General features: G+C 64.4%; 18 protein-coding genes. 8 read left to right on the top strand and 10 right to left on the bottom strand.

The window, feature by feature from the left end; genetic code table 11:
• Window positions 1–173 precede the first annotated feature (173 nt).
• Entirely contained in the window at window positions 174–1,037 is an 864-nt protein-coding gene (locus EJV47_RS05590) for a DUF4197 domain-containing protein (RefSeq protein WP_165903629.1), read from the bottom strand.
• Between the two features lie 134 nt (window positions 1,038–1,171).
• Here EJV47_RS05590 and EJV47_RS05585 point away from each other — a divergent pair, with 134 nt between their 5' ends.
• The 3 genes from EJV47_RS05585 (at window position 1,172) to EJV47_RS05575 (ending at window position 4,460) form a co-directional block, all read left to right on the top strand.
• Complete coding sequence (locus EJV47_RS05585) at window positions 1,172–2,431, top strand: competence/damage-inducible protein A (RefSeq protein WP_126692140.1); 1,260 nt, start codon at window positions 1,172–1,174, stop codon at window positions 2,429–2,431.
• Window positions 2,432–2,660: 229 nt separating this feature from the next.
• Window positions 2,661–4,085: a dihydrolipoamide acetyltransferase family protein gene (locus EJV47_RS05580; protein ID WP_126692139.1), complete on the top strand. Its 1,425-nt coding sequence runs from the start codon at window positions 2,661–2,663 to the stop codon at window positions 4,083–4,085.
• 156 nt (window positions 4,086–4,241) lie between these two features.
• Window positions 4,242–4,460 carry a hypothetical protein gene (locus tag EJV47_RS05575; RefSeq protein WP_126692138.1) on the top strand — a complete coding sequence of 73 codons (219 nt, stop codon included), beginning with the start codon at window positions 4,242–4,244 and terminating at the stop codon, window positions 4,458–4,460.
• A 179-nt stretch (window positions 4,461–4,639) separates the two neighbouring features.
• Here the strand turns inward: EJV47_RS05575 and EJV47_RS05570 are convergent, their stop codons facing one another.
• Window positions 4,640–7,270 carry a valine--tRNA ligase gene (locus EJV47_RS05570; RefSeq protein ID WP_126692137.1) on the bottom strand — a complete coding sequence of 877 codons (2,631 nt, stop codon included), beginning with the start codon at window positions 7,268–7,270 and terminating at the stop codon, window positions 4,640–4,642.
• 230 nt (window positions 7,271–7,500) lie between these two features.
• Here EJV47_RS05570 and EJV47_RS05565 point away from each other — a divergent pair, with 230 nt between their 5' ends.
• Together EJV47_RS05565 and EJV47_RS05560 are read left to right on the top strand one after the other, a co-directional pair.
• The gene (locus EJV47_RS05565) at window positions 7,501–8,457 is read left to right on the top strand and encodes a carbon-nitrogen hydrolase family protein (protein WP_126692136.1); all 957 of its coding nucleotides are present in this window, start codon (window positions 7,501–7,503) and stop codon (window positions 8,455–8,457) included.
• Between the two features lie 84 nt (window positions 8,458–8,541).
• On the top strand, window positions 8,542–9,762 hold the full coding sequence (locus EJV47_RS05560; protein ID WP_126692135.1) for an adenine nucleotide alpha hydrolase family protein: 1,221 nt from the start codon (window positions 8,542–8,544) through the stop codon (window positions 9,760–9,762).
• A gap of 258 nt (window positions 9,763–10,020) precedes the next feature.
• Here the strand turns inward: EJV47_RS05560 and EJV47_RS05555 are convergent, their stop codons facing one another.
• Complete coding sequence (locus EJV47_RS05555; protein ID WP_126692134.1) at window positions 10,021–10,371, bottom strand: 4Fe-4S dicluster domain-containing protein; 351 nt, start codon at window positions 10,369–10,371, stop codon at window positions 10,021–10,023.
• 176 nt (window positions 10,372–10,547) lie between these two features.
• Here EJV47_RS05555 and EJV47_RS05550 point away from each other — a divergent pair, with 176 nt between their 5' ends.
• Together EJV47_RS05550 and EJV47_RS05545 are read left to right on the top strand one after the other, a co-directional pair.
• Window positions 10,548–11,564, top strand: coding sequence for an aldehyde dehydrogenase family protein (locus EJV47_RS05550; RefSeq protein ID WP_126692133.1), 1,017 nt, complete (start codon window positions 10,548–10,550; stop codon window positions 11,562–11,564).
• Between the two features lie 113 nt (window positions 11,565–11,677).
• On the top strand, window positions 11,678–11,977 hold the full coding sequence (locus EJV47_RS05545) for a hypothetical protein (protein ID WP_243651024.1): 300 nt from the start codon (window positions 11,678–11,680) through the stop codon (window positions 11,975–11,977).
• A 202-nt stretch (window positions 11,978–12,179) separates the two neighbouring features.
• Here EJV47_RS05545 and EJV47_RS05540 read toward each other — a convergent pair whose 3' ends face one another.
• The 5 genes from EJV47_RS05540 to EJV47_RS05520 all read right to left on the bottom strand — a co-directional run bounded on the left by EJV47_RS05540 (window position 12,180) and on the right by EJV47_RS05520 (window position 17,603).
• On the bottom strand, window positions 12,180–13,052 hold the full coding sequence (locus EJV47_RS05540) for a nucleoside phosphorylase (protein WP_126692132.1): 873 nt from the start codon (window positions 13,050–13,052) through the stop codon (window positions 12,180–12,182).
• A gap of 177 nt (window positions 13,053–13,229) precedes the next feature.
• Window positions 13,230–14,183, bottom strand: a complete 954-nt coding sequence (gene trhO, locus EJV47_RS05535) for an oxygen-dependent tRNA uridine(34) hydroxylase TrhO (RefSeq protein WP_126692131.1) — start codon at window positions 14,181–14,183, stop codon at window positions 13,230–13,232.
• A 98-nt stretch (window positions 14,184–14,281) separates the two neighbouring features.
• Entirely contained in the window at window positions 14,282–14,920 is a 639-nt protein-coding gene (locus tag EJV47_RS05530) for a NeuD/PglB/VioB family sugar acetyltransferase (protein WP_126692130.1), read from the bottom strand.
• A gap of 98 nt (window positions 14,921–15,018) precedes the next feature.
• A complete protein-coding gene (locus EJV47_RS05525) occupies window positions 15,019–16,296 on the bottom strand; it encodes a hypothetical protein (protein ID WP_126692129.1) in 1,278 nt (425 codons plus the stop codon).
• Window positions 16,293–17,603 (bottom strand): DUF2851 family protein, encoded by a 1,311-nt coding sequence (locus EJV47_RS05520; RefSeq protein WP_126692128.1) that lies wholly within the window; start codon window positions 17,601–17,603, stop codon window positions 16,293–16,295. Before EJV47_RS05520 ends, EJV47_RS05525 begins: the two co-directional genes overlap by 4 nt.
• An 87-nt stretch (window positions 17,604–17,690) precedes the next feature.
• Here EJV47_RS05520 and EJV47_RS05515 point away from each other — a divergent pair, with 87 nt between their 5' ends.
• Window positions 17,691–18,539 (top strand): tetratricopeptide repeat protein, encoded by an 849-nt coding sequence (locus tag EJV47_RS05515; RefSeq protein WP_126692127.1) that lies wholly within the window; start codon window positions 17,691–17,693, stop codon window positions 18,537–18,539.
• Window positions 18,540–18,620: 81 nt separating this feature from the next.
• Here EJV47_RS05515 and lolA1 read toward each other — a convergent pair whose 3' ends face one another.
• Together lolA1 and EJV47_RS05505 are read right to left on the bottom strand one after the other, a co-directional pair.
• Window positions 18,621–19,265 (bottom strand): outer membrane lipoprotein periplasmic chaperone LolA1, encoded by a 645-nt coding sequence (gene lolA1, locus EJV47_RS05510; RefSeq protein ID WP_126692126.1) that lies wholly within the window; start codon window positions 19,263–19,265, stop codon window positions 18,621–18,623.
• A gap of 113 nt (window positions 19,266–19,378) precedes the next feature.
• Window positions 19,379–22,399 (bottom strand): FtsK/SpoIIIE family DNA translocase, encoded by a 3,021-nt coding sequence (locus EJV47_RS05505; RefSeq protein ID WP_126692125.1) that lies wholly within the window; start codon window positions 22,397–22,399, stop codon window positions 19,379–19,381.
• Between the last annotated feature and the right edge of the window lie 60 nt (window positions 22,400–22,459).

The following is a 22,459-nucleotide window of genomic DNA, read 5'->3' as shown; positions in this document are numbered from 1 at the left end:
GAATGGCAGAAACCGGACCAAAAAATCGACCAACGGAGTCGTTCCGTCGCACATCGGTGAGGATTACCCGGCCGGGCGGCCGCTTGTCATGTCGAGCGCAGCGAGGCACCTGGGTTGGTTCCGCCAGGATTGTTCACCCAGATGCCTCGCCCTGCTCGGCCTGACAGTGCTTGCTACTTGTCGCCGAAGGCGCGCTTGAGCGTAGCGGTGGGGCGGGCAGCGGAGTTCAGGCGGATGCGGCTTTCCTCGTCGGCAATGAGGGTGAACAGGCCCTCGGTGATTTTGCCGGTGCTGTAATCGGTGAGGTTGGTGGTGAGCGGGGCCACCAGGGGCATTTTCTTGGAGCGCAGCACCAGCTCCCCGTAGGCCTGCTTGGCGCCGGTTTGCTCCAGGGCCGCATCCACCAGGGGGCGCAGCTCCTGCTGCACCTGGGCCAGCTGCTGCTGCTTGAACTGCGTGGCAATCAGGCGACTCTCGCGGGTATTGACCAGGGCCAGCCCGTCGGCAATGCTGTAGCGCTGGGCGGCGGCGGCCAGAATGGTCTGCGTCTGCGGGTTGGCGGCCACGGCTTCGGCGGCGCGGTTCAGCTGCACCTCAAACTTGTCGATGACGGCGCCCAGCTTGAGGCTGCGCAAGGCAGCGTTGAACAACTCAGCTTCGGGCGGAAACGGCAAGCGAATATCGGCGTTGCCGTTGAAGGCGTCGGCCTCGGCTCCGGCTTCCAGGGCGCGGGTAACGCTGAGCGTAAGCGCCTCGCGCACGGCGCTGCTGGCCTCGTCGGCGGTAAGCGCGGGCGGGGCGGGCGTGGGCGCCGGGGTGGCGGGCTTGGTCGTAGTGGTGGTTTTGGCCGTCGTGGTTTTGGTGGTGGTGGGCTTGGCGGTGGTGGTTTTTTTGGCCGTCGTCGTTTTCGCCGTGGTAGTCTTGGCGGTGGTTTTCTTGGCCGTGGTGGTCGTTTTTTTCGTGGTCTGGGCCTGGGTGGTGGCGGCCGTGAGCAGGCCCAGGGCCAGCAGGAAAGCGGAGAAGCGGGGTGCGCGCATGCGGAAGGCGGTGAGAGTAGGCGGGAAAGATGGCGGAAAGCCCGCCGGGCGGCAAACCAAAGCCGGCCGGCGCGGTCTTACAAACGCCGTGCGCAAATTGCGTCGAATTTGCTCCTCTCCCATTTTCTTTCGCCATGCCCCACCTCCCAGCCGTCGAAATCATCACCATCGGCGACGAACTGCTCTACGGACAGGTTATCGACACCAATTCGGCCTGGATGGGCCAGGAGCTGGGCAAAATCGGCCTGCGCATCCGCCAGATCAGCTCCGTATCGGACCAGGCCGCGGAAATCGTGCGCGCCCTCGACGAGGCCCGCGGCCGGGCCCAGGTGGTGCTGATGACCGGCGGCCTGGGCCCCACCAAGGACGACCTCACCAAGCACGTGCTGGCCCGGTACTTCAACAGCGAGCTGGCCCTGTACGAGCCCAGCCTGCGCGACGTGGAGGCCATTTTTGCCCGCTTCAACCGGCCCATGCTGGAGGTGAACCGCCAGCAGGCCTTTCTGCCCACCGCCTGCACCCCGCTGCGCAACACCGTGGGCACCGCCCCCGGCATGTGGTTCGACGGCGAAGACGGCGTGGTGTTCGTGTCGATGCCCGGCGTGCCCTTCGAGATGAAGCACCTGATGACTACCCACGTGCTGCCCAAGCTGCAGGAGCGGTTTCAGGTGCCGCCCATCGAGCACGCGGTGCTGCAGACGGTGGGCCAGGGCGAGTCGTTTCTGGCCGAGCAGATTGCCGGCTGGGAGGCGCAGCTGCCCGCCAACATGAAGCTGGCCTACCTGCCGTCGTTCGGAGCCGTGCGCCTGCGCCTTACCGCTACCGACGACGGCCAGCCCGATTTGCGCGGCCGCCTGGAGGCCCAGCTGCCGGCCGTGCGCGCCCTCATCGGCCCCTACCTGTACGCCGAGGGCGAAGTCACGCTGGAAGCGGCGCTAGGCAGCCTGCTGCAGGCGCGCGGCCTGACCATCGGCACGGCCGAAAGCTGCACCGGCGGCACCATTGCCCAGCGGCTGACCAGCGTGCCGGGCTCCTCGGCGTACTTTCTGGGCTCGGTGGTGGCCTACGCCAACGAGGTCAAAATCAAGCAGCTTGGCGTCAGCCCCGACACGCTGGAGCAGTACGGGGCCGTGAGCGAGCAGACGGTGCGCGAAATGGCCGAGGGCCTGCGCCGCAGCCTGGGCGTCGACGTGGCGGTGGCTACCAGCGGCATTGCCGGGCCCGGGGGCGGCACGGAGGAAAAACCGGTAGGTACGTTCTGGCTGGCCTACGCCGACGCGCACCAGACGGTGGCCCAGAAGGTCAGCATCAACCGCGGCCGGGAGCTGAACATCAGCTACATCAGCACCGTGGCCCTGAACCTGGTGCGGCGCCACCTGCCGGAGGGCAAGTAGCGCGTGCTTCAGCCCGCGTCCGCTCGAACGGTAACCGTTGAACGTCCCCTGATGGACGCGGGCTAAAGCCTGCGCTACGGTTTTTTTCGGCCGAGCCTAACAAGTGTTCGGGTCCGATTACGCCGCAATTGCCAAATCCGCTACCTTTGGCCCCGATTTCGGCCTCCCCAGCCGATTGACTGCTCAACCCCACAACTCCCACCCCCGAATTCTTCAACGCAACCTCCGCATGGCACGAGTGGAAATGGTGATGCCCAAAATGGGCGAAAGTATCATGGAAGGCACCGTCCTGAAATGGCTCAAACAGGTGGGCGACACCATTGAGCAGGACGAATCGGTGCTGGAAGTGGCTACCGACAAAGTGGACACCGAGGTGCCCGCCATTCACGCCGGCGTGCTGCAGCAGATTCTGGTGGAGGAAGGCCAGGTGGTAGCCGTGGGCGCCCCCATTGCCATCGTCGAAACCGACGCTGCGGCGGCCTCCAACGGCCAGGCCCCGGCCGCCACGGCCGCTCCGGCGGCCGAAGAAGAAGGAGCCGCCGAAGCCGCCATGGTACCGCACGTGCCCGCTGCCCAGTCCATCAGCAGCCAGCTCGGCGAAGCCCAGCCCGGCCGCTTCTACTCCCCGCTGGTGCTCAACATCGCCCGCGAGGAGGGCATTTCGATGGCTGATCTGGAGCGCCTGCCCGGCACCGGCCAGGGTGGCCGCGTCACCAAGAAAGACATCCTCGACTACGTAGCCGGCCGCGGTCAGCAGCCGGCGCCGCAGGCCGCTTCGGCCGATGTTACCCCGGCTCAGCACGTCGCCGCTGCCCCGGCGGCTGCTACGGCACCGCAGCCGGCTCCGGCCCAGGTAGCCGCGCCGGCTCCCGCCGCCCAGCCCGCTCCCGCCGCTAAGCCCGCCCCGGCCGTGCAGGCCAGCAAGCCGGCCCCGTCGGTTTCGGGCAACCAGGAGCTGGTGGAAATGGACCGCATGCGCAAGATGATTGCCCAGCGCATGGTGGACTCCAAGCGCATTTCGCCGCACGTGACCTCCTTCGTGGAGGCCGACGTGACGGAAATCGTGAACTGGCGCAACAAGCACAAGGACGCCTACAAGAAGCGCGAGGGCGAAAACCTCACCTTCACCCCCATCTTCGTGCAGGCCATTGCCCGCGCCATCCAGGACTTCCCGAACATCAACGTGTCGGTGGATGGGGACTACATCATCAAGAAGCGCGACATCAACGTGGGCGTGGCCGTGGCCCTTCCCTCCGGCAACCTCATCGTGCCGGTGATTCACGGCGCCGACCAGCTGAACCTGAACGGGCTGACCAAGCGCGTGAATGACCTCGCCAACCGTGCCCGGGCCAACAAGCTCAAGCCCGAGGACCTGGAAGGCGGCACTTACACCCTGTCGAACGTAGGCTCCTTCGGCAACGTGATGGGCACGCCCATCATCATGCAGCCGCAGGTGGCCATCATGGCCGTGGGCGCCATCAAGAAGAAGCCCGCCGTCATCGAGACGCCGCAGGGCGACCTGATCGGGGTGCGCCACTTCATGTTCCTCTCGCACTCCTACGACCACCGCGTCGTCGACGGCTCGCTCGGCGGCATGTTCGTGCGCCGCGTGGCCGACTACCTGGAGCAGTTCGACCCGAACACGGCCATCTAATACGTAGCGCGAAGCTCTGCTTCGCGTATCGTTGAACGGGATTGGGCCGGCAGTTTGGCCGTCCACGCGTCAGCAACGATGCACGAAGCGGAGCTTCGCGCTACCTCAATAAGCCCGTCAACCTGACGGGCTTTTCTTTTTGACTTTCTTTTGGTTATGAAAAACCTTCTTACGCTTGGTGCTCTGGTTATTTCCCTGGCCCTGATTGTGTACCTCTACCTGCGCCTCTCCAGTGCCGAGCGGGAGCTGACCCTGACCAAGCGCCGCCTCGACGACTGTGAGCAGGTCACATTTCAGCTGCAGAATAAGCTGACGGAGCAGACCCGCGAGAAGGCCGCGGCGGCCGGGCGGCCGGTGGCGGGTGGGCAGGAATAAGCGTTGCGCGCGCTGCAGCCCGCGTTCTTTGGATAGTAATTTGTTCCCGTTGAGGGCCGTTCGTTCTGCGACAATCGTTGGGACGGACGCGGGCTAAAGCCCGTACTACAAGCAAAACCGGCTGCCCTCCGCAAGGAAGGCAGCCGGTTTCATTGTCAGCCGAAACGGGCGGGCGTGGCTTACAACGCGGCCAGGCTTTGCTCCAGGGCCGTAATCTTGGCTTCGGCGTCGGCCAGCTTCTGCCGCTCCTTGTCCACCAGTTCGGGCTTGGCGTTCTGCACGAACTTCTCGTTGCTGAGCTTCTTAAGCACCGATTCGCGGAAGCCCTGGGCGTACTCCAGCTCCTTGCTCAGGCGCTCCTTCTCGGCCCCGAGGTCAATCTGGCCTTCCATGGGCACGAAGAACTCAGCCCCGCCCGACACGAAGCCTACCGCGGCGGCCGGCGCCGCGTCCACCACGTTGATTTCCGTCAGGCCGGCCAGCTTGCGCAGAATGCCGTCGTACTCCGTCAGCAGCTGCGCGTCGTCGGTTTTGGCGGCCAGGGTCAGCGGCTTGTTGGGCCCCAGGCCTTTTTGGTTGCGGATGGCGCGCACGCCGCCCACGATATCCAGGGCCTTCTCCATGCGGCTGAGCAGCTCCGCGCCGTTGGCTACGGGCTGCTGCTTGGGCCAAGCGGCCACGCAGAGGTAGTCCTTGGGGCCGCGCTCGGCCAGGTGATGCCAGATTTCCTCGGTGATGAAGGGCATGAACGGGTGCAGCAGCTTCAGCAGGCTCTCGAAGAAGCCGGTGGTGCGGCGCAGCGTCTCGGCGTCGATGGGGGCCTGGTAGGCGGGCTTGATCATCTCCAGGTACACCGAGCAGAAGTCGTCCCACACCAGCTTGTAGATGGTCATGAGCGCGTCCGACATGCGGAACTTGGCGAAGTGCTCGTCCAGCTCGGCCAGAGTGGCCTGCAGCTTGGCCTGGAACCACTCGGTAGCCCGCTCGTTGGCGAAGGGCAACGACTCATCCACCTCCCAGCCCTGGGTCAGGCGGAAGGCATTCCAGAGCTTGTTGGTGAAGTTGCGGCCCTGCTCCACCAGCTTGATGTCGAACAACAGGTCGTTGCCGGCCGGCGAGGAAAACAGCATGCCGGTGCGCACGCCGTCGGCGCCGTACTGGGCAATGAGGTCCAGCGGGTCGGGTGAGTTGCCCAGGCTCTTGCTCATCTTACGGCCCTGGGCGTCGCGCACGATGCCGGTCAGGTACACGTTGCGGAAGGGCACGTCCTGGCGGTACTCCAGGCCGGCCATGATCATGCGCGCCACCCAGAAGAACAGGATTTCCGGGGCCGTCACGAGGTCGTCCGTGGGGTAGTAATAGTTGACGTCGGGGTTGTCCGGGTCCTTGAAGCCGTCGAACACCGAGATGGGCCACAGCCACGACGAGAACCAGGTATCGAGCACGTCCTCGTCCTGGCGCAAGTCGCTAAGCTGCAGCTCGCTGTTGCCGCTTTGCTCACGCGCCAGTTGAAGCGCCTCCTCGTCCGTCAGCGCCACCACGAAGGTACCGTCGGGGAGGTAGTACGCGGGAATGCGCTGGCCCCACCAGAGCTGGCGGGAGATGCACCAGTCGCGTACGTTCTCCATCCACACCCGGTACATGTTCTTGAACTTGGGCGGGTGCAGCTTCACGCGGTCGTCCTCCACCACTTCCAGGGCGGGACCGGCCATGTCGGCCATCTTCAGGAACCACTGCATCGACAAGCGCGGCTCAATGACGGCGCCGGTGCGCTCCGAGGTCTGCACGATGCTGGCGTACTCCTCCACTTTGGCGAGCAAGCCGGCTTCTTCCAGGTCCTTCACGATGGTGCGGCGGGCGGCAAAGCGGTCCTGGCCCACGTAGAGCACGGCCTTCTCGTTCAAGAAGCCCGCGTCGTCGAGGATGTCGATAACCGGCAGGTTGTGCTTCAGGCCCAGCTCGTAGTCGTTCAGGTCGTGCGCCGGTGTCACCTTCAGCGCGCCGGTGCCAAACTCGATGGTCACGTACTCGTCCAGAATCACCGGGATTTCGCGGCCCAGCAGCGGAATCTGCACCTTGGCGCCGTGCAGGTGCTGGTACCGCTCGTCGTTGGGGTTCACGGCCACGGCCACGTCGGCCATGATGGTTTCGGGGCGCGAGGTAGCCACGGTAATGAACTCCCCTTCGCGGCCCACTACCGGGTAGCGCAGGTGGTACATCTTGGCCATGGTGTCCTTGGGAATTACTTCCTCATCCGACAGGGCCGTGCGGCCCTGCGGGTCCCAGTTTACCATGCGGATGCCGCGGTAGATCAGGCCCTTGCGGTACAGGTCCACGAACACGCGCAGCACGGCCTCGGTCAGTTCGGGCTCCATGGTGAAGCGCGTGCGCGACCAGTCGCAGCTAGCGCCCAGCTTCTTGAGCTGCTCCAGGATGATGCCGCCGTACTTCTCCTTCCACTCCCAGGCGTACTTCAGGAATTCTTCTCGCGAGAGGTCCTTTTTCTCGATGCCGCGCTCTTTGAGCATCTGCACCACCTTGGCCTCGGTGGCAATGGAGGCGTGGTCGGTGCCGGGCACCCAGCAGGCTTCCTTGCCCTGCATGCGGGCGCGGCGCACCAGCACGTCCTGAATGGTGTTGTTCAGCATGTGGCCCATGTGCAGCACGCCGGTTACGTTCGGGGGCGGGATGACCACCGAGTAGGCCGGTTTGCGCGGGTTGGGCTTCGAGGAGAAAAAGCCTTGTTCCTGCCAGCGTTGGTACCATTTTTCTTCTACCTCGGCGGGCTGGTAGGTCTTTGGGATGGACATAATCGGGAGAAATCGGTTCGGAATCGGCAAAAGTAGGCATTTCGGCCCGGAGCTGAACCAGCATAAAAAGCGGGCCAATGCTTGTATTTAATCCTGCTTTAATTTTGCACCCTGCCAATAATGGTAGCTTTGTCAGTCTGTCTGCGCCGAAGCTGACGCGGATTTTGCGAAAGGCAGCGTACTTTTAGGTAGCAAGCCTTGCCTTTGCACCAACGTGCCGCCGCAACCTGATGTCGACCTTGTTTAGCCGCTGGAAAAAAACCGCCGCGTCGGCCCCGAATGGCCCCGCTACCGCTCCTGCCCCCCTCACCCCTCTCGCCTACCACAACGCTCCGCCCCAGGGCCAGCTGCGCATCGGCATGGGGCAGCTGCTGGTGGAGGGCGGCGAGCCACTGCGCAACCTCGACCGCGCCGCCCGCATGATTCAGGAAGCCGCCGAGCAGCAGTGCGACCTGGTGCTGCTGCCTGAGACGCTGGACTTCGCCTGGACGCACCCCAGCGCCCTCACCGAGGCCCAGCCCATTCCCGGCCCCTATTCCGACCGCCTTTGCCAGGAAGCCGCCCGCCACGGCATCTACGTGTGCGCCGGCCTGACGGAGCGCGCCGCCGACGGGCGCATCTACAACGCCGCGGTCATCATCAACCCGCAGGGCGAAATTCTGCTCAAGTACCACAAAATCAACCTGCTTACCGTCGAGCAGCCGTTCTACGAGGTGGGCACCACCCTGAACGTTATCGACACGCCGCTGGGCCGGCTGGGCTTGAACATCTGCGCCGACAATTACCTCGACGGGCTGCCCATCGGGCACACGCTGGCCCGCATGGGCGCCGAAATCATCCTCTCGCCCTCGTCGTGGACGGTGGACTACTCCCTTACGGAGGAAGACGACCCCTACCGCGAGAAGTGGATCAAACCCTACCAGATTCTGGCCTCGTACTACAACGTGGTGGTGGTGGGCACCACCTCCGTCGGCTACATCGTAGGCGGGCCGTACGAGGGCAAAAAGAGCATCGGCTGCTCGCTGGCCGTCGACGCCAGCGGCATCCGGGCCCAGGGCAAGTTCAACGAGTTTGCCGGGGAGCTGATTGTGGCCGAGGTACCGCGCCCCAGCCGCCCCGAACGTGGCACCGCCATTACCGCCCGCCTGCAGCAGCTCGGCTACCGCTTCGACGAGCTGCCCTCCTAACCCTTTTTCTTTTCCGCGCCGCTTTCTTCTCCACACCTCCCACCACGCACTTCTTCCGCCCGCCTATTGCACCACGATTACCCAATGACTTTCCCCGCCGCCCCGGTTACCGTCGATTCCCCTGTCGACCTACCCGCACCCCATCCCGGCTACCAGCGCTGCACCCGCTGCATCATGGACACCACGGTGCCCGGCATCCGCTTTCATGCCCATTCGGGCGAGTGTAACTTCTGCGAGCTGCACGATAAAATGGACCGCGACAACCCGCTGGGGGCCGCCGGCGAGGCCTACGTGCAGCGCGCCGCTGCCGACATGAAACGTCTCGGCCAGGGCAAAAAATACGACTGCGTGCTCGGCGTCAGCGGCGGGCGCGACAGCAGCTACACCCTGTGGTACTGCGTGGTGAAGCTGGGCCTGCGCCCCTTGGCCGTGCACTTCAACGACGGCTTCGGCAACCCCGTGGCCGGCGAAAACATGGTGAAGGCCTGCCGCAAGCTCGGCGTGGAGCTGCGCACCATCACCTCCGACTGGCGCGAATCAAAAGACCTCAAGATTGCCTTTTTGAAAGCCTCTACGCCCGACATTGAGGAGGGTACCGACGTGGGCATTGCCACGGCCCTGTACGGGGTGGCGGCCAAGGAAGGCGTGCAGCGCATCATCATCGGGCAGTCGTTCCGCACCGAGGGCATTGCCCCGCTGTCGTGGAACTTCCTCGACGGCAAGTACCTGAAAGCCGTGCACCGGCAGTTTGGCACGGTGCCCCTGCGCGAGTGGACGCCCAACGACCCGGGCTTCCACCTCGACGTGAAGGAAATGTTCTACTACACGGTGCTGCGCGGCATCAAGACCGTCACGCTGCTCTACCACGTGCCCTACGTGCGGGCCGAAGTGGACGAGCTACTGGAGCGGGAGCTGGACTGGACCAACCCCGGCGCCCACTACTTCGACGACCTCTACCAGAGCGTCATCTACTACCTGAACCGCGTCAAGTTCAACATCGACCGGCGCCTGTTCAACTACTCGGCCCTGGTCCGCTCGGGGCAGATGACGCGCGAAGCAGCCCTGGAAAAGTGCCGGCACGTCAACGCCATCGAGGACGAGAAGGTCATCAACCTGTGCATCAAGCGCCTGGGCCTCACCCGCGAGGAGTTCGAGCAGATTGTGGCCGCCCCGGTCAAGACCTTCCGCGACTACCCCAACAACTACTCCCTGATCCGGCTGCTGCGCTGGCCCATCAAGGTAGCCAGCAAGCTGCGCCTGCTGCCCGAATCGGCCTACGACAAGTATTTCAACTGCGGCACATAATCACGGATTTAGACGGATTTTTCGGATTTCACGAATCACGGATTCGTGCGGATTTTTCGGATTTCACGGATTTTGTGAACGAATAAGGAGCCGAAGCCGAACAGCTTCGGCTCGTTTCATTTGCTGCTAAACCGGACCGGCATAAATGCAAACAGCCCGGCTATGTGGCCAGGCTGTTTGATATGGTGGACAATTTGATATAGGGAGCAATCGTCCACAAAATCCGTGAAATCCGAAAAATCCGTTTGAATCCGTGATTTAGGCGACGTGCAGCCAGTCTTTCTTCTGCAGCAGGCGCTCCTGGGTTTCGCGGTAGTCGGGGTCGTCCACGCAGCAGTCGACGGGGCAGACGGCGGCGCACTGGGGCTCCTCGTGGAAGCCCACGCACTCGGTGCACTTATCCGATACGATGTAGTAGTACTCGTCGGAGACGGGCGTCTGGGGCGAGGTGGCGTCCACCTGCTTGCCGCCGTCGACTTCCACCGCGCCTTTCAGGCTGGTGCCGTCGGCCCAGCGCCAGTTGGCACCGCCTTCGTAAATGGCGTTATTGGGGCATTCCGGTTCGCAGGCACCACAATTGATGCACTCGTCGGTAATCATGATGGCCATGGCCGTAGGTCGTCAGGTTGAGAGTCTTGTTAGGGCCTGATACGCAGCGGCGGGGGCCTGGGGTTGGCTCAAGCCCTCCGCGCGGGGCGCCGCTGGGGTGCGTACAGTCGGGCAAAAGTAGTACCGGCGGCGCTTTCTTGCGAACTTTCGCCCCCGGATTCCGCTTTTCCCTTCCTATGACTCATTCCGAACGCCTCGCCGCCTTTATCCGCCTGGGCCAGCGCCTGCGCAGCCTTTCCGACGACGAGCTGTACTCCCTGGCCGCCCGCGCCCGCAACCACAACCCCTGGTTCGACGAGCCCAACGTGCGCGCCGCCTTCCAGGGCGTGGCCGCCTTGCTTGAAGCCGAGCCGCTGACCGCCTGGGCCGCCCAGTACCCCCCGGAGCCGCAAACGGCGCCGCGCCGCGTGGGCGTGGTCATGGCCGGCAACATTCCGCTGGTGGGCTTTCACGATATGCTCTGCGTGCTGCTCAGCGGCCACATCCTGCTGGCCAAGCTCTCGGCCGACGACAACCTGCTGCTGCGCTGGGTGGGCCAGCAACTGCTGGAAATCGAGCCGCGCTTCGAGGGGCAGCTGCAGTTTGTGGACATGCTGCGCGAGGCCGACGCCTTCATTGCCACCGGCTCCGACAACACCGCCCGCTACTTCGAGTACTACTTCAGCAAGAAGCCCAACCTGATTCGCCGCAACCGATCCAGCATCGGGGTGCTGGCCGGCCTGGAGCCGCGCGAGGAGCTGGCCAAATTCGGCCCCGACGTGTTTCAGTACTACGGCCTGGGCTGCCGCAACGTGTCGCGCCTGCTGGTGCCTGCGGGCTACGATTTCCGCCCCTTCCTCGACGCCATGCAGCCCTGGGAGCAGGTCGACCACCACAACCGCTACCACAACAACTACGACTACCAGAAAAGCCTGCTGCTGGTGAACCGCGTGCCGCACCTCGACAACGGCTTTTTATTGCTGACCGAAAGTATGCAGCTGGTGTCGCCCATTTCGGTGCTGCACTACAGCGAGTACCACGACGAGCAGGACCTGCGCCAACAGCTTGCGGATGTGGCCGATAAAACGCAGATTGTGGTGTCGGTGAATGGCTGGTTTCCCGGCTCCGTGCCGGCCGGGCGGGCCCAGCAGCCGGGCGTCGGCGACTACGCCGACGGGGTGGACACGATGGCCTTTTTGACGGCGCTGCCGTAGAAAGGACCGCCGCGCCACCGATTTTTTCCGGGTTCACGCAGTCTTCACGGGCGGCGTCGTTTTTGGCACGGTTGTTTGTACTCCGTTTACCAGAACCTACCGATTAGAAGCTCATGCAAGCTCTCACCCAATCGGCCGAAACCGTTGCCAAGGAAACGATTCCGACCCTCCACTTCCCCCACGAGGACGTCCTCGCCACCGCTGAAGAGCGTAAGCTCCGCCGCTTCGATGCCGACCGTGCCTGCGCCCTCGGCAACAACGAGCACGGCAAGCTCGACATCTACTTCCAAACCGCCGACGGGCAAACCAAGCGCGTGCAAACCACCGTCTGGGCCGTGCACGAAAGCTACCTGACCCTGAAAGCCGGCGCCACGCTGCCGCTGCACGCCATCATCGGCTTTGATTTCTATTAATCACGGATTTGGACGGATTTTTCGGATTTCACGGATTTTGTGGACGATTTCCGCCAGAAGCAACGGCCCGGCCAAATGGTCGGGCTGTTTGCATTCAACCCCGCTAGGGCAGCAACGAACGAAAAGAGCCGAAGCTGGTCGCTTCGGCTCTACAATCGTCCACAAAATCCGTGAAATCCGAAAAATCCGTCCAAATCCGTGATTAGAGGCGTTCCAGCGTCTTCGCAATCAAATCGTTGACCACCTGGTCGGAATTTTCGGCGAATTCGCCGGTGGCACGGTTGGCTACGATGGCGTTCAACGACACCACTTCGTGGCCCAGCATCCGGCCCAGGGCATAGTAGCCGGCGGTTTCCATCTCGAAGTTAGTCAGGCGGAAGGTGCCCTCGGCGTTGCTGTACTGCACCTGGGCCAGGCGGTCGATGAGGTCGGGGAAGCGGGGCTGCAGGCGCAGGGCGCGGCCCTGCGGGCCGTAGAAGCCGGGGCAGGTGACGGTGTTGCCGGTGACCATGCCCTGGCCCAGCTGCTCACGCAGCAGGTCGGAGCCGAGCACGCAGTACGGGCGGTAGTCGAGCCCGACGGCCTGCTGCACGGCGGTGGCAAACTCGATTTCGGCCCCAGTTTCGACCAGCGGGTAGAACTGCATCAGCGACTCCAGGCCCACGGCGTGCTCCGACACCAGGTGGGAGCCGACGGGAATATCGGGCTGCAGCGCCCCGCTGGTGCCGATGCGGATGATGCGCAGGGCAATGCGTTCTTCCGGCGGGCACACTTCCCGGGTCACGAAGTCCACGTTGACCAGCGCGTCCAGCTCGTTGAGCACGATGTCGAGGTTGTCGGTGCCGATGCCGGTGGACACCACGGTGAGGCGCTTGCCGCGGTAGTAACCCACGTGGCTCACAAACTCGCGCTTGCTCACCTGCGTCTCGATGGAGTCGAAGTGCTGGCTCACGAGGGCCACCCGGTCCGGGTCGCCGACGGTGATGATGGTATCGGAAATGTGGTCGGGCAGCAGGTTCAGGTGGTAGATGCTGCCGTCGCGGTTCAGGATGAGCTCCGACGAAGGAATCGGCATGGCGCGTGGGAATGATGAATGAGGAAAGAAGAAGGACGATTTACGCAGATTAAACGAAAACGGCGCGGCCCAAACAATGTTTGAGCCGCGCCGTCGGACGCTGGGCCCGTTAAGCTGCTGACGCTGCGAAGGGAAGCAAGCTGCCTCCATTCTTTACTTATCATTCCGCCTCCCCTCTCACCGTGCCGGGGCGCGGTAGGAGGTCAGGCCCTGCTCGGGGTTGTAGTGGTTGCTGAGCTTGGGGTAGGTGCCGGTGCCGTCGTAGGGGCGCTTGTCGGGGTGCTGCTGGCAGGCGTCGGAGCAGGCGCCTTCGCGCTGCGCGGCGCAGGTTTCGCAGAGCACCACGTGGGCGTTGCAGTGCGGGTTGGCGCAGTTCACCATCCGCTCGTCGGGCCGGCCGCAGCTGATGCACTGGGCCACGACGGTGGGGTTGACGGTGTTGACGTCGACGGCCACGCGCCCGTCGAAGACGTAGCACTTGCCCTCAAAATCCTCGCCGCCGGCTTCGAGGCCGTATTTGATAATGCCGCCGTGCAGCTGGTACACGTTTTCGAAGCCCTGCTCCAGCAGAAACGCGGAGGCTTTTTCGCACTTGATGCCGCCGGTGCAGTAGGTCAGGATTTTCTTGTCCTGGTACTGGCGCAGCTCCTCCACCTTGTCGGGAAACTCGCGGAAGTTGCCGATGTCGAGCGTCACGGCGTTTTTGAAGCGGCCGAGGTGGTGCTCGTAGTCGGAGCGCACGTCGAGGATGACCACGTCGTCCTGGTCCTTCATGGCCCGGAACTCCTCCGGCGAGAGGTGCACGCCGGTGCGCTCGTAGGGCTTGATGGCGGGCAGGCCCACGTGCACAATTTCCGGCTTGACGCGCACGTGCAGCTTCTGGAAGGTGTGGGCCGGGGCCTCCTCCACCTTAAACTCCAGGGCCGCAAAGCGGGCGTCGGCCTTCACCGCCTGCATGTAGGCTTCGCAGTCGGCCACCGTGCCCGACACCGTCCCGTTCAGCCCCTCTTCGGCCACGATGATGCGGCCGCGCAGGTTCAGGCTCAGGCACAGCCGGTGGTGCTGCTCCCGAAACACCTCGGGCTCTTCGATGTGCGAGTAGCAGTAGTAAAGCAGGACGCGGAAATCCATTTTTTCAATTAAAAATTAAGAATTAAAAATTAAGAATTATCGGTTGAGAGCAGCAACGCGCCAGCAGGCTTTCGTTCCTAATTCTCAATTTTTAATTCTTAATTTTTAATTATCTGAGCCGGGTTGCCGAACACGGTCTGGTTGGCGGGCACGTCGGCCACGACCACGGCGCCGGCGCCCACGCGGGCCTTGGCGCCGATTTTGACGCCCGACACCACCACGGCACCCGAGCCGATAAAAGCCTGTTCGCCGATTTCGGCGTCGGCGTTGACGATGGCCCCGGCCCCGAGCTGCACGTAGTCGGCCAGCTGAGCGCGCACATCCACCACGGCCCGCACGCCGATGAGGCAGCCGCTGCCCACCTTAGCGTCGGAGGCCACCACCGCACCGGCGGCCACCAGGTTGCCGTGGCCCAGCCAGGCGTGCTCCGAGACGCTGGCGGCCCGGTGAATGGCGTTGACGGGCACTTGCTGGTACTCCTCGCGCAGCATATTGGTCAGGGCCTTGCGCGAGGCGGTGTCTTCGGTAGCCACAAACACCTCACACTTCTTGCCGAGCAGCTTCAGCATCTCCTCGTCGTCGGTGGCGCCCATGATGGGCACGTCGTGCAGATCGGTGTCCTTGAGCTTGGGGTTGTCGTCGAGCAGGCAGTACACCACCACGTCGTTGCTGGTAAAGGCGTCGAGGGCGGCGGTGCCGACGGTCTGGGCACCAAGGATGATTACGGGATTTTCCATGCGCGAATCTATCGGGAAAGGGCACCCGCGGTGGGGCACGCTAAGCCGCAAAGATACGGCAGCCGCCCCGGAAACGCAGCACGCCCCCACTCGCGCGGCTAGCGCAGCTCCAGCCCGCGCAGGCGCCGCAGCCAGCCGCCCACGGTGGGCTGGCACAGCAGCAAATACACCAGCAGCGGCAGCCAGGGCGCGCGGTAGCGGCTGAGCGTGCCGAGGTTGGGGGTGCTCAGCCCCACCAGCGCGGCCATGGCCAGGCAATACGTGAGCAGCACCAGCGCCAGGGCGAAGGGCAAGGGCACCGGCCGGCGGCGCAGCTGGTCCCAGCCCGCGGGGGCAGTAAGCAGCAGCAAACCGAGGTTTTCCAGGGCCGCAAAACCGTAGAATACCGTGTCGCCCTCCCAGGCGAAGGGCCGAAGTAGGGTGCTGGCAGCAGCCTTGGGGACGCTGAGCAAAATACCCTCAGCCGTGGGCGCCAGGTGCGGCAGCGCAATGTGGGGCCGGCCGATGGACTTTTCCCGCAGCGTGGCGTAGGTGCGGGTGAGCTGACTGGCGAATTTATTGAACCGGAACACCGGGCTTACCTCCCCGGCCAGCCGCAGCCCCGCCGCCAGCAGCAGCCCGAACAGCAAGACCTGCCAGCGCCGCCGCAGTCCACCGGCCGCTACCTCGGCGGCGCGCACCACGGCCAGGGCCAGCAGCATGGCTACCAAGGCCCCGCCGAAGAAAAACCGCATCTTAAACGCCAGCCAGGCCCCCAGCACCGCCAGCAGCGCCCAACGCCAGCGGCCGGGCTCGGTGGGGCGGTAAAGCAACGGCAGCGCACCGGCCAGCAGCAGGGCACTGCCGGCCAGCAGCAGGCTTTCCTTGGTAATGCCGCTCGACCAGTATACCGCCGAGGGCCACAGCAGCAGCCCGCCGATGGCCGCGCCCCGGCTACCCGGAAACAGCCGGCTCAGCACGCGCACCAGCGTCCAGCAGGCCACGTAGGCGGCCACCGAGAGGTACAGGCCCTGCACCAGGAACGAGCCGCCCGTCAGCCAGCTGAATGCCGAGAGCACCTTCATGAAAAAGAAGGTGTTGGAATAGTCGTGAAACACCAGGCTGCGGCCCTCGAAATGAAACTCGTCGCCGCCCAGCATGTGCAGCCAGTCCAGGGGCGCGGCCCAGAACTGCGCAGCCAAGTGACTGGCCCAGGCGTGAAAATACCGGGCGTCTTCGCTGGGGTGCAGCGCACTGCTGAGGCCTGCTACTAACCGCAACGCCAGCGTGGGCAACAGAAACACCCGTAACTGCGGCACTTGGCGCTGCGTCCGCAGCCAGCGGTAGAGGCCGTAGAGCACGGCGGCATTGCCGACTAGCAGCAGGAGCAGCTTCACGGAGCGGGAGTGGGCACGTTGCGTTGGAGGATGCGGCTGCCGATGGCGCAGTGCAGGCAGCGGCGGGGCTGGCAGTAGCCGCGCTGCAAAGCTAGCAGCCCCTGCGAATCGGCGGCGCTGCGGTGCTGAAAACGCAGGGCTTCGTAAGGGGCCAGCACGCTGTTCTGCTCGCGCGGCAGCTGGGTAAGCAGCTCCACGGCCGCCTCCACGCCTTCCCGGTCGCCCAGGCTCTGGGCGTGGGCCACGCGCAGGGGCACCACCACGTTGCTGATGAGCAGGTGGGCGCTGCTGCGCCCCAGGGCCGGCACCTTGCCCGTGGCCGCCACGCCCGGCCGGTAGTGGTGCTGCCAGTACTCGCTCACGGGCGCCAGCAGCATGCGCGCCAGCGTCGCCACATCGGGCGCGTCGAGCAGGGGCTGAAACAGCCGGGGCTGGGCGTGGATGAGGGCGGCCAGCTGCGCCAGGCGCACCGGGGGAAAGTTGGCCGGACGCAGGCGCAGGAAGTTCCACTCGTGGGCGGCCAGGGCCGTGCCGCCCAGCTGGTACTTGTGGGCCAGAAAGTCGTATTCGCGGCGCAGCTGAGCACAGTAGTCGTCCGTGGCCTCGTCCGCGGCGGGCAGCAGGCCGGCCTGTCCGAGCAGCAGGGCTTCGGTCTGGGCGAGGTCGTGGCGGTGGCGGCGCAGCACGGGCAGCGGCAGAGCCTGGGCCAGGCGGGTCAGCGGCTCGGCGTTCTTCTTGAAGCCGAAGCCAGCAGCCAGCACCTGCCAGGCGGTGGTTTCCCAGTCGTAGCCGCTGCGCTCGTGCAGCTCCTGCACGGCGGCGGCTTTCTGCTCCACGCGCTCCAGCAGCACCCGCTCCACCATCATCAGGCGCGTCACCTCGGGCACGGTGGGCAGGGCAGCAGCGCAGGGCAGCGGCCGCACCTCGTCGGCGGCCATCAGGGCCTCGTAGGCGTAGAGCAAGCCGGCATCCAGGCGCGGCTGCAGGGCCAGGGCGGGTACTTCGCTGCCGTTGGTGCGGTGCACGGGCTGGTCGGCGGTGTGCACCACGTGCAGAATCACCTGGTCGTACTTCCGGTCGTGCTGGTGCTGGTGGCGGTGCCAGTCGGAGGCGCGCAGGTGAATTTCCACGGCTCCGTTCCATTCTACCTCCCCGATCATGAGGCGGGCGCCCAGGAAGTCGGGGCCGGCGTCGGCGTTGCGGAACCCGGGCTTGAGCACCACAATCGCGTCGCCCTGCTCGGTGCGCAGGCTGGCTTTGTCGAAATACTGGTGCTGCCAGACGTAGTGGAGGAAATCTTCTTGCATGATCAATCGACTAAGGATGAAGGCTAATGGCTAGCAACGCGGCTAAATATAGGCGCTACCGGGTAACTTGTGGCACTTACCCCAACCGTGTTTTTAGTGCGCGCCCAATTCGACAGCCGCGTGGCGGCCGCAACGACCCGCTGGGCCCTGGTGGTCATGTACCGCTCCCGCTTCACCCGTAACTATAGCAGCCGGTTTATACGCCGGGCCCTGGCACTTCTGCACCACGCGGCCGAAGCTGGCAACGTCAGCGCCGCCGGTTTCCTGGGCTTGGCCTACGGCGACGCCTGGGGCGTGGAGCAGGATTATGCACAGGCTGTGCATTGGCTACAACGGGCGGCCGACGCGGGCCACCGCCTTGCCTGCTACAACCTAGGCATGTGCTACGACAACGGCTACGGTGTGCCGCAGAGCCCTGCCAAAGCATTTCACTACTACCGACGTGCCGCCGTCCTGGGCGACTCGGAAGCCATGCAGGCCGTTGGCAGCTTTTACTTTCGCGGGGATGGTGTTGCTCAGGACTTAACCCAAGCCCGCAAGTGGTACCGCAAAAGTGCCCGCCTCGGCCACGCCGACGCAATGTGCGACCTGGCCCGCTGCTACCAGCGCGGGGTCGGTGGCCCGCGCAACCACCGCTTAGCGGTCTGCTGGTTTCAGTCTGCTATCGACGGTGGCTGCACGAGGGCGCACACCGGCCTGGGCCTCGAATACACCCGCCCGGAATACCAGAACTGGTCACTTGCGCGCCATCACCTCGAACTGGCCGCCGAAGCCAATCAAGCCCACGCTATGTACATGCTAGGGCGCTGGGCCACCGAAAAATGGGACGGTACTGGTAATCTGGCCGATGCCCGGTTTTGGTTTGAAAAAGCGGCCGCACAGCACCATGAAGGCGCAATCCTCCAACTGGCCGAACTGCTCGGCGAGGAATTTTAACGTGACTTGCCCCGCAAACACCGCGGCCCGCCTCCGCCGAAGTGGCAGAAGCGGGCCGCAAGTAAAATCGAAAGCCGAAGCTTAGCGCAGGTCAATAACCTTCACGCCCTTGTACTTGGCCTTGTCGAAGGTGAAGGTGGTAGCGTCTACCGGCACGTTGGGCTCAAACTTCTTGATGGCGAAGGTGTAGCGGTTGCCGTTCTTCTTGAACATCTTCCAGCTTTTCACCGATTTATCGGCCTGGCTTACGTTCAGGCGCACTTTGTACACCTGGTTGTTGTGGTCCTCGGGCGTGAGTTCAATCACGTCGCAGGTCACGCCAGCTTCCTTGGTAGTGCCGGCGTAGGTGTACTTATAGCCCTTCTTGTAGAGCGAATAAATCTGCGAGGGGTTGATTTCCTGGTCGTCCTGGTCGGCGTCCTGCACGTTCACCTCGTTGGTCGACTTGTCGTAGGCGTACATCACCTTGCCGTCGTTGATGACTTCCTGCCCGTTGAGCTTGAGGCGGAACTTGGTCCCGCTCACCAGGATGTCGCCGCTCATGTTTTCCTTCACCTTGGCCGTCTGGTTTTCCAGCGTCTGGGTGAACGAGGCCTTGAACGCCTTCATGGCCTGATACTTGGCGCTCATCTGATCCAGAATCTTGCCGGCTTTGGGGTCCTGCTGCGCGGCGGCCGGCTGAACGAACGAGGCGGCCAGGGCCAGCAGGGCAATGAATTTTTTCATGGGAGAAATAAGGAGTTCGGAAATGAACTGCGCCTATGAGACGTACAAAACGCGGGTTTGTTTAAAAACGCTCCCGAAAACTTCATTTTGTCGTTTCAGAGGCCGCAGGCGGCTTACTTGGGGAGCGTGTTCAACAACTGTTCCAAAGCGTATTCGTCCGGAATAAGTACCTCCCGGGCCTTGCTGCCCTCGAAGGGCCCCACGATGCCGGCGTGCTCCAGCTGGTCGATGAGGCGGCCGGCGCGGTTGTAGCCCAGCTTGAGCTTGCGCTGAATCAGCGAAGTGCTGCCCTGCTGGTGCAGCACGATAACGCGGGCGGCTTCCTCGAACATGGAGTCGCGGTCCGAGGGGTCAAAGTCGGAGTCGCCGCCGCCGGAGTCGCCGTCGGCGCCGGCTACCTCGGGCAGCAGGTAGGCGTCGGGGTAGCCCTGCTGCTCGCCCACAAAGTCGCAGAGGCGGTCCACCTCCGGCGTGTCGATGAAGGCGCACTGCACCCGGATGATGTCGGAGCCCTGCGAAATCAGCATGTCGCCCTGGCCCACCAGCTGGTCGGCGCCGCCGGCGTCGAGGATGGTGCGCGAGTCGATTTTGCTGGTCACCTTGAAGCTAATGCGGCAAGGGAAGTTGGCCTTGATGATGCCGGTAATCACGTTCACCGAAGGGCGCTGGGTGGCCACGATGAGGTGAATGCCGATGGCGCGGGCCAGCTGGGCGAGGCGCGCAATGGGCGTTTCCACCTCCTTGCCGGCGGTCATCATCAGGTCGGCCAGCTCGTCGATGACCAGCACGATGAAGGGCATGAAGCGGTGGCCCTTCTTGGGGTTCAGGCGCCGCTCGATGAACTTGCGGTTGTACTCCTTGAGGTTGCGGCAGCCGGCGTCCTTGAGCAGGTCGTAGCGGCGGTCCATTTCCATGCACAGCGAGTTGAGCGTGTGCACCACCTTCTTGGTGTCGGTGATGATGGGCTCCTCGGTGTCGGGCAGCTTGGCCAGGAAGTGCCGCTCGATTTTGTTGAAGATGCTCAGTTCCACCTTCTTCGGGTCGACCAGCACAAACTTCAGGTGGGCGGGGTGGCGCTTGTAGAGCAGGGAGGCCAGAATCACGTTCAAACCCACCGACTTACCCTGGCCGGTAGCACCCGCCATGAGCAAGTGCGGCATCTTCGCTAGGTCGACCACGAACACCTCGTTGGTGATGGTGCGGCCGAAGGCAATGGGCAAATCCATTTCGGTGTGGGCGAATTTCTCGGTGCCGAACACCGAGCGAATCGACACCATTTCCTTCTTCGTGTTCGGCACCTCGATACCGATGGTGCCCTTGCCCGGAATCGGGGCGATGATGCGGATGCCGAGGGCCGCGAGGCTCAGGGCAATGTCGTCTTCCAGGCTCTTGATGCGTGAAATGCGTACCCCGGCATCGGGCACGATTTCGTAGAGCGTGACCGTGGGGCCGATGGTGGCTTTGATGGAGGCGATGTTGATGCCGTAGTGGCCCAGCGTCTCCACGATGCGGTCCTTGTTGGCCTCCAGCTCCTCCTTGCTCACCTGCGCCTTGGGCGCGCCGTAGTCGTTGAGCAGCTCCAGGGTGGGAAACTGGTAGCGCGAGAGGTCCAGCGTGGGGTCGTAGTTCACGTTGGGCATCTGCTCGGCGTCCTCGTCCTCCTCGGCAATGACGGCCATATCGGCGCCGGCCGAGGGGTCCAGCTCACCCGGCGGGGTCTTTTCGATGTGCAGCTCGGGCTCGGGCGCCACTTCCACCTGGAACGACGGGCCCTTGGTAGCCGGCGTGGTGGGCAGCGGCAGCGGGGCGTTGTCGTCGGCCAAATCGGCCAGGGACAATGGCGTGGGCACGGTAGGCGCAGCAGGCACGCGCGGGGGCGTGGGCGCTACCACCGGCTCGGCCGCGGGGGCTTCGATGGAAAAGCTGGGACCGGAACTGAGCGCCGCAACGGCGGTGGTAGCGGCGGCTACGGCCGGCGCCGCGGCGGCGCTGGCGGCCGTGCTGAGGCCACCGGCGGCCAGCGAAGCCGCCGCCGTGGCCGCGGAAGTGCCCGACGCGGCCGGGCTGACTTCCCAGGGCGGCGTGTCGTCGTCCTCTCCTTCCACCGTCAGCGCCAGGCTGGGGCGCGCGGCCGGCTCGGGCCGGGCGGCGGGCCGGGTTTCGGCGGGGGCCGCAGCGGCCGGCTTGGCTACTTCGGCCACCGGACCGATGTTGCGCACGGTAAAACCCAAGTCGTTTTCGGGCTCCTCTTCGTCGTCCTCGTCGCTAGCAGCGGCGGCCGTGGCGGGCCGGGCCGGGCGGTTCACGCCGGGCTGCGGGGCCACGGCGGGCGCCAGCTCGTCCTCTTCGTCCTCCAGGCCGGCCCCGCGGCGGGGCAGGTTCAGGGTGGTCACGTTGAAGAAGCCTACCACGAAGGAAATCAGCAGGAAGGCCAGCAGCAGCACCGTGCCCCAGCCGATGAGGCTATCGAGCCACAGCGCGGCCTCGTAGCCCACGCGGCCGGAGAGGAAGTCGAGGCTGTGGGCGGTGCGCGGGTCGGCGCCGGGCGTCTGCAGGCTCAGCACCAGGTAGCCCAGCAGCATGCTCAGCCAGAGCATGGCAAACAAACTCACGGCCGAGACAAAGCTCAGCGAGACTTCCTGGCGGCGGAACACGATTTTGTAGCCGGCCGCGAAGGCCACCGGAATCAGGGCGAAGGCGGCAATGCCGAAGCCCTGCTGAATGAGCTTATGGGAAAGCCAGGCCCCCATCAGCCCCAGCCAGTTGCTCGATTCCTGCCCGGCTTCCTTCACCGAAGTCTGCTCCATGCCCTCCACCACGCTCTGGTCGGCGTGGCCGGTGAAGAGGTAGGAAAAGAAGGCAATGGTGAGGAAAAGCGAGAAAATCAGGAAGAAAAAGCCGGCAAACAGCTGGAAGCGGCGGTCCTGCAGAAAATTCAGCGCCCCGCCGAAGCTCGGCAGCTTCAGGGGCTTGCGCGGGGTTTTGGGCGCGACGGGCGCAGCGGGGCGGCGCGGCTCCCGCACGGGCGCGGGCGCCGGGGCGGCCTCAGCCTTCGGTTGGTTGCGCGCCGGGCGGGGTTCGTTCGTGGCACGGGGGGCCGAGCCGCTGGCGGGTTTGTAGGTATTCTTTGCCATTCAGACGCACTAAAGGGCCGAAATTACGGGGTTGGAGGGCAATGAGTGAATGAGCGAGTG

This window comes from Hymenobacter gummosus (genome assembly GCF_003970915.1).
Lineage (GTDB): Bacteria > Bacteroidota > Bacteroidia > Cytophagales > Hymenobacteraceae > Solirubrum > Solirubrum gummosum.
The sequence above is the reverse complement of the archived record's forward strand: the minus strand, read 5'-3'. Positions and strand labels throughout refer to the sequence as shown.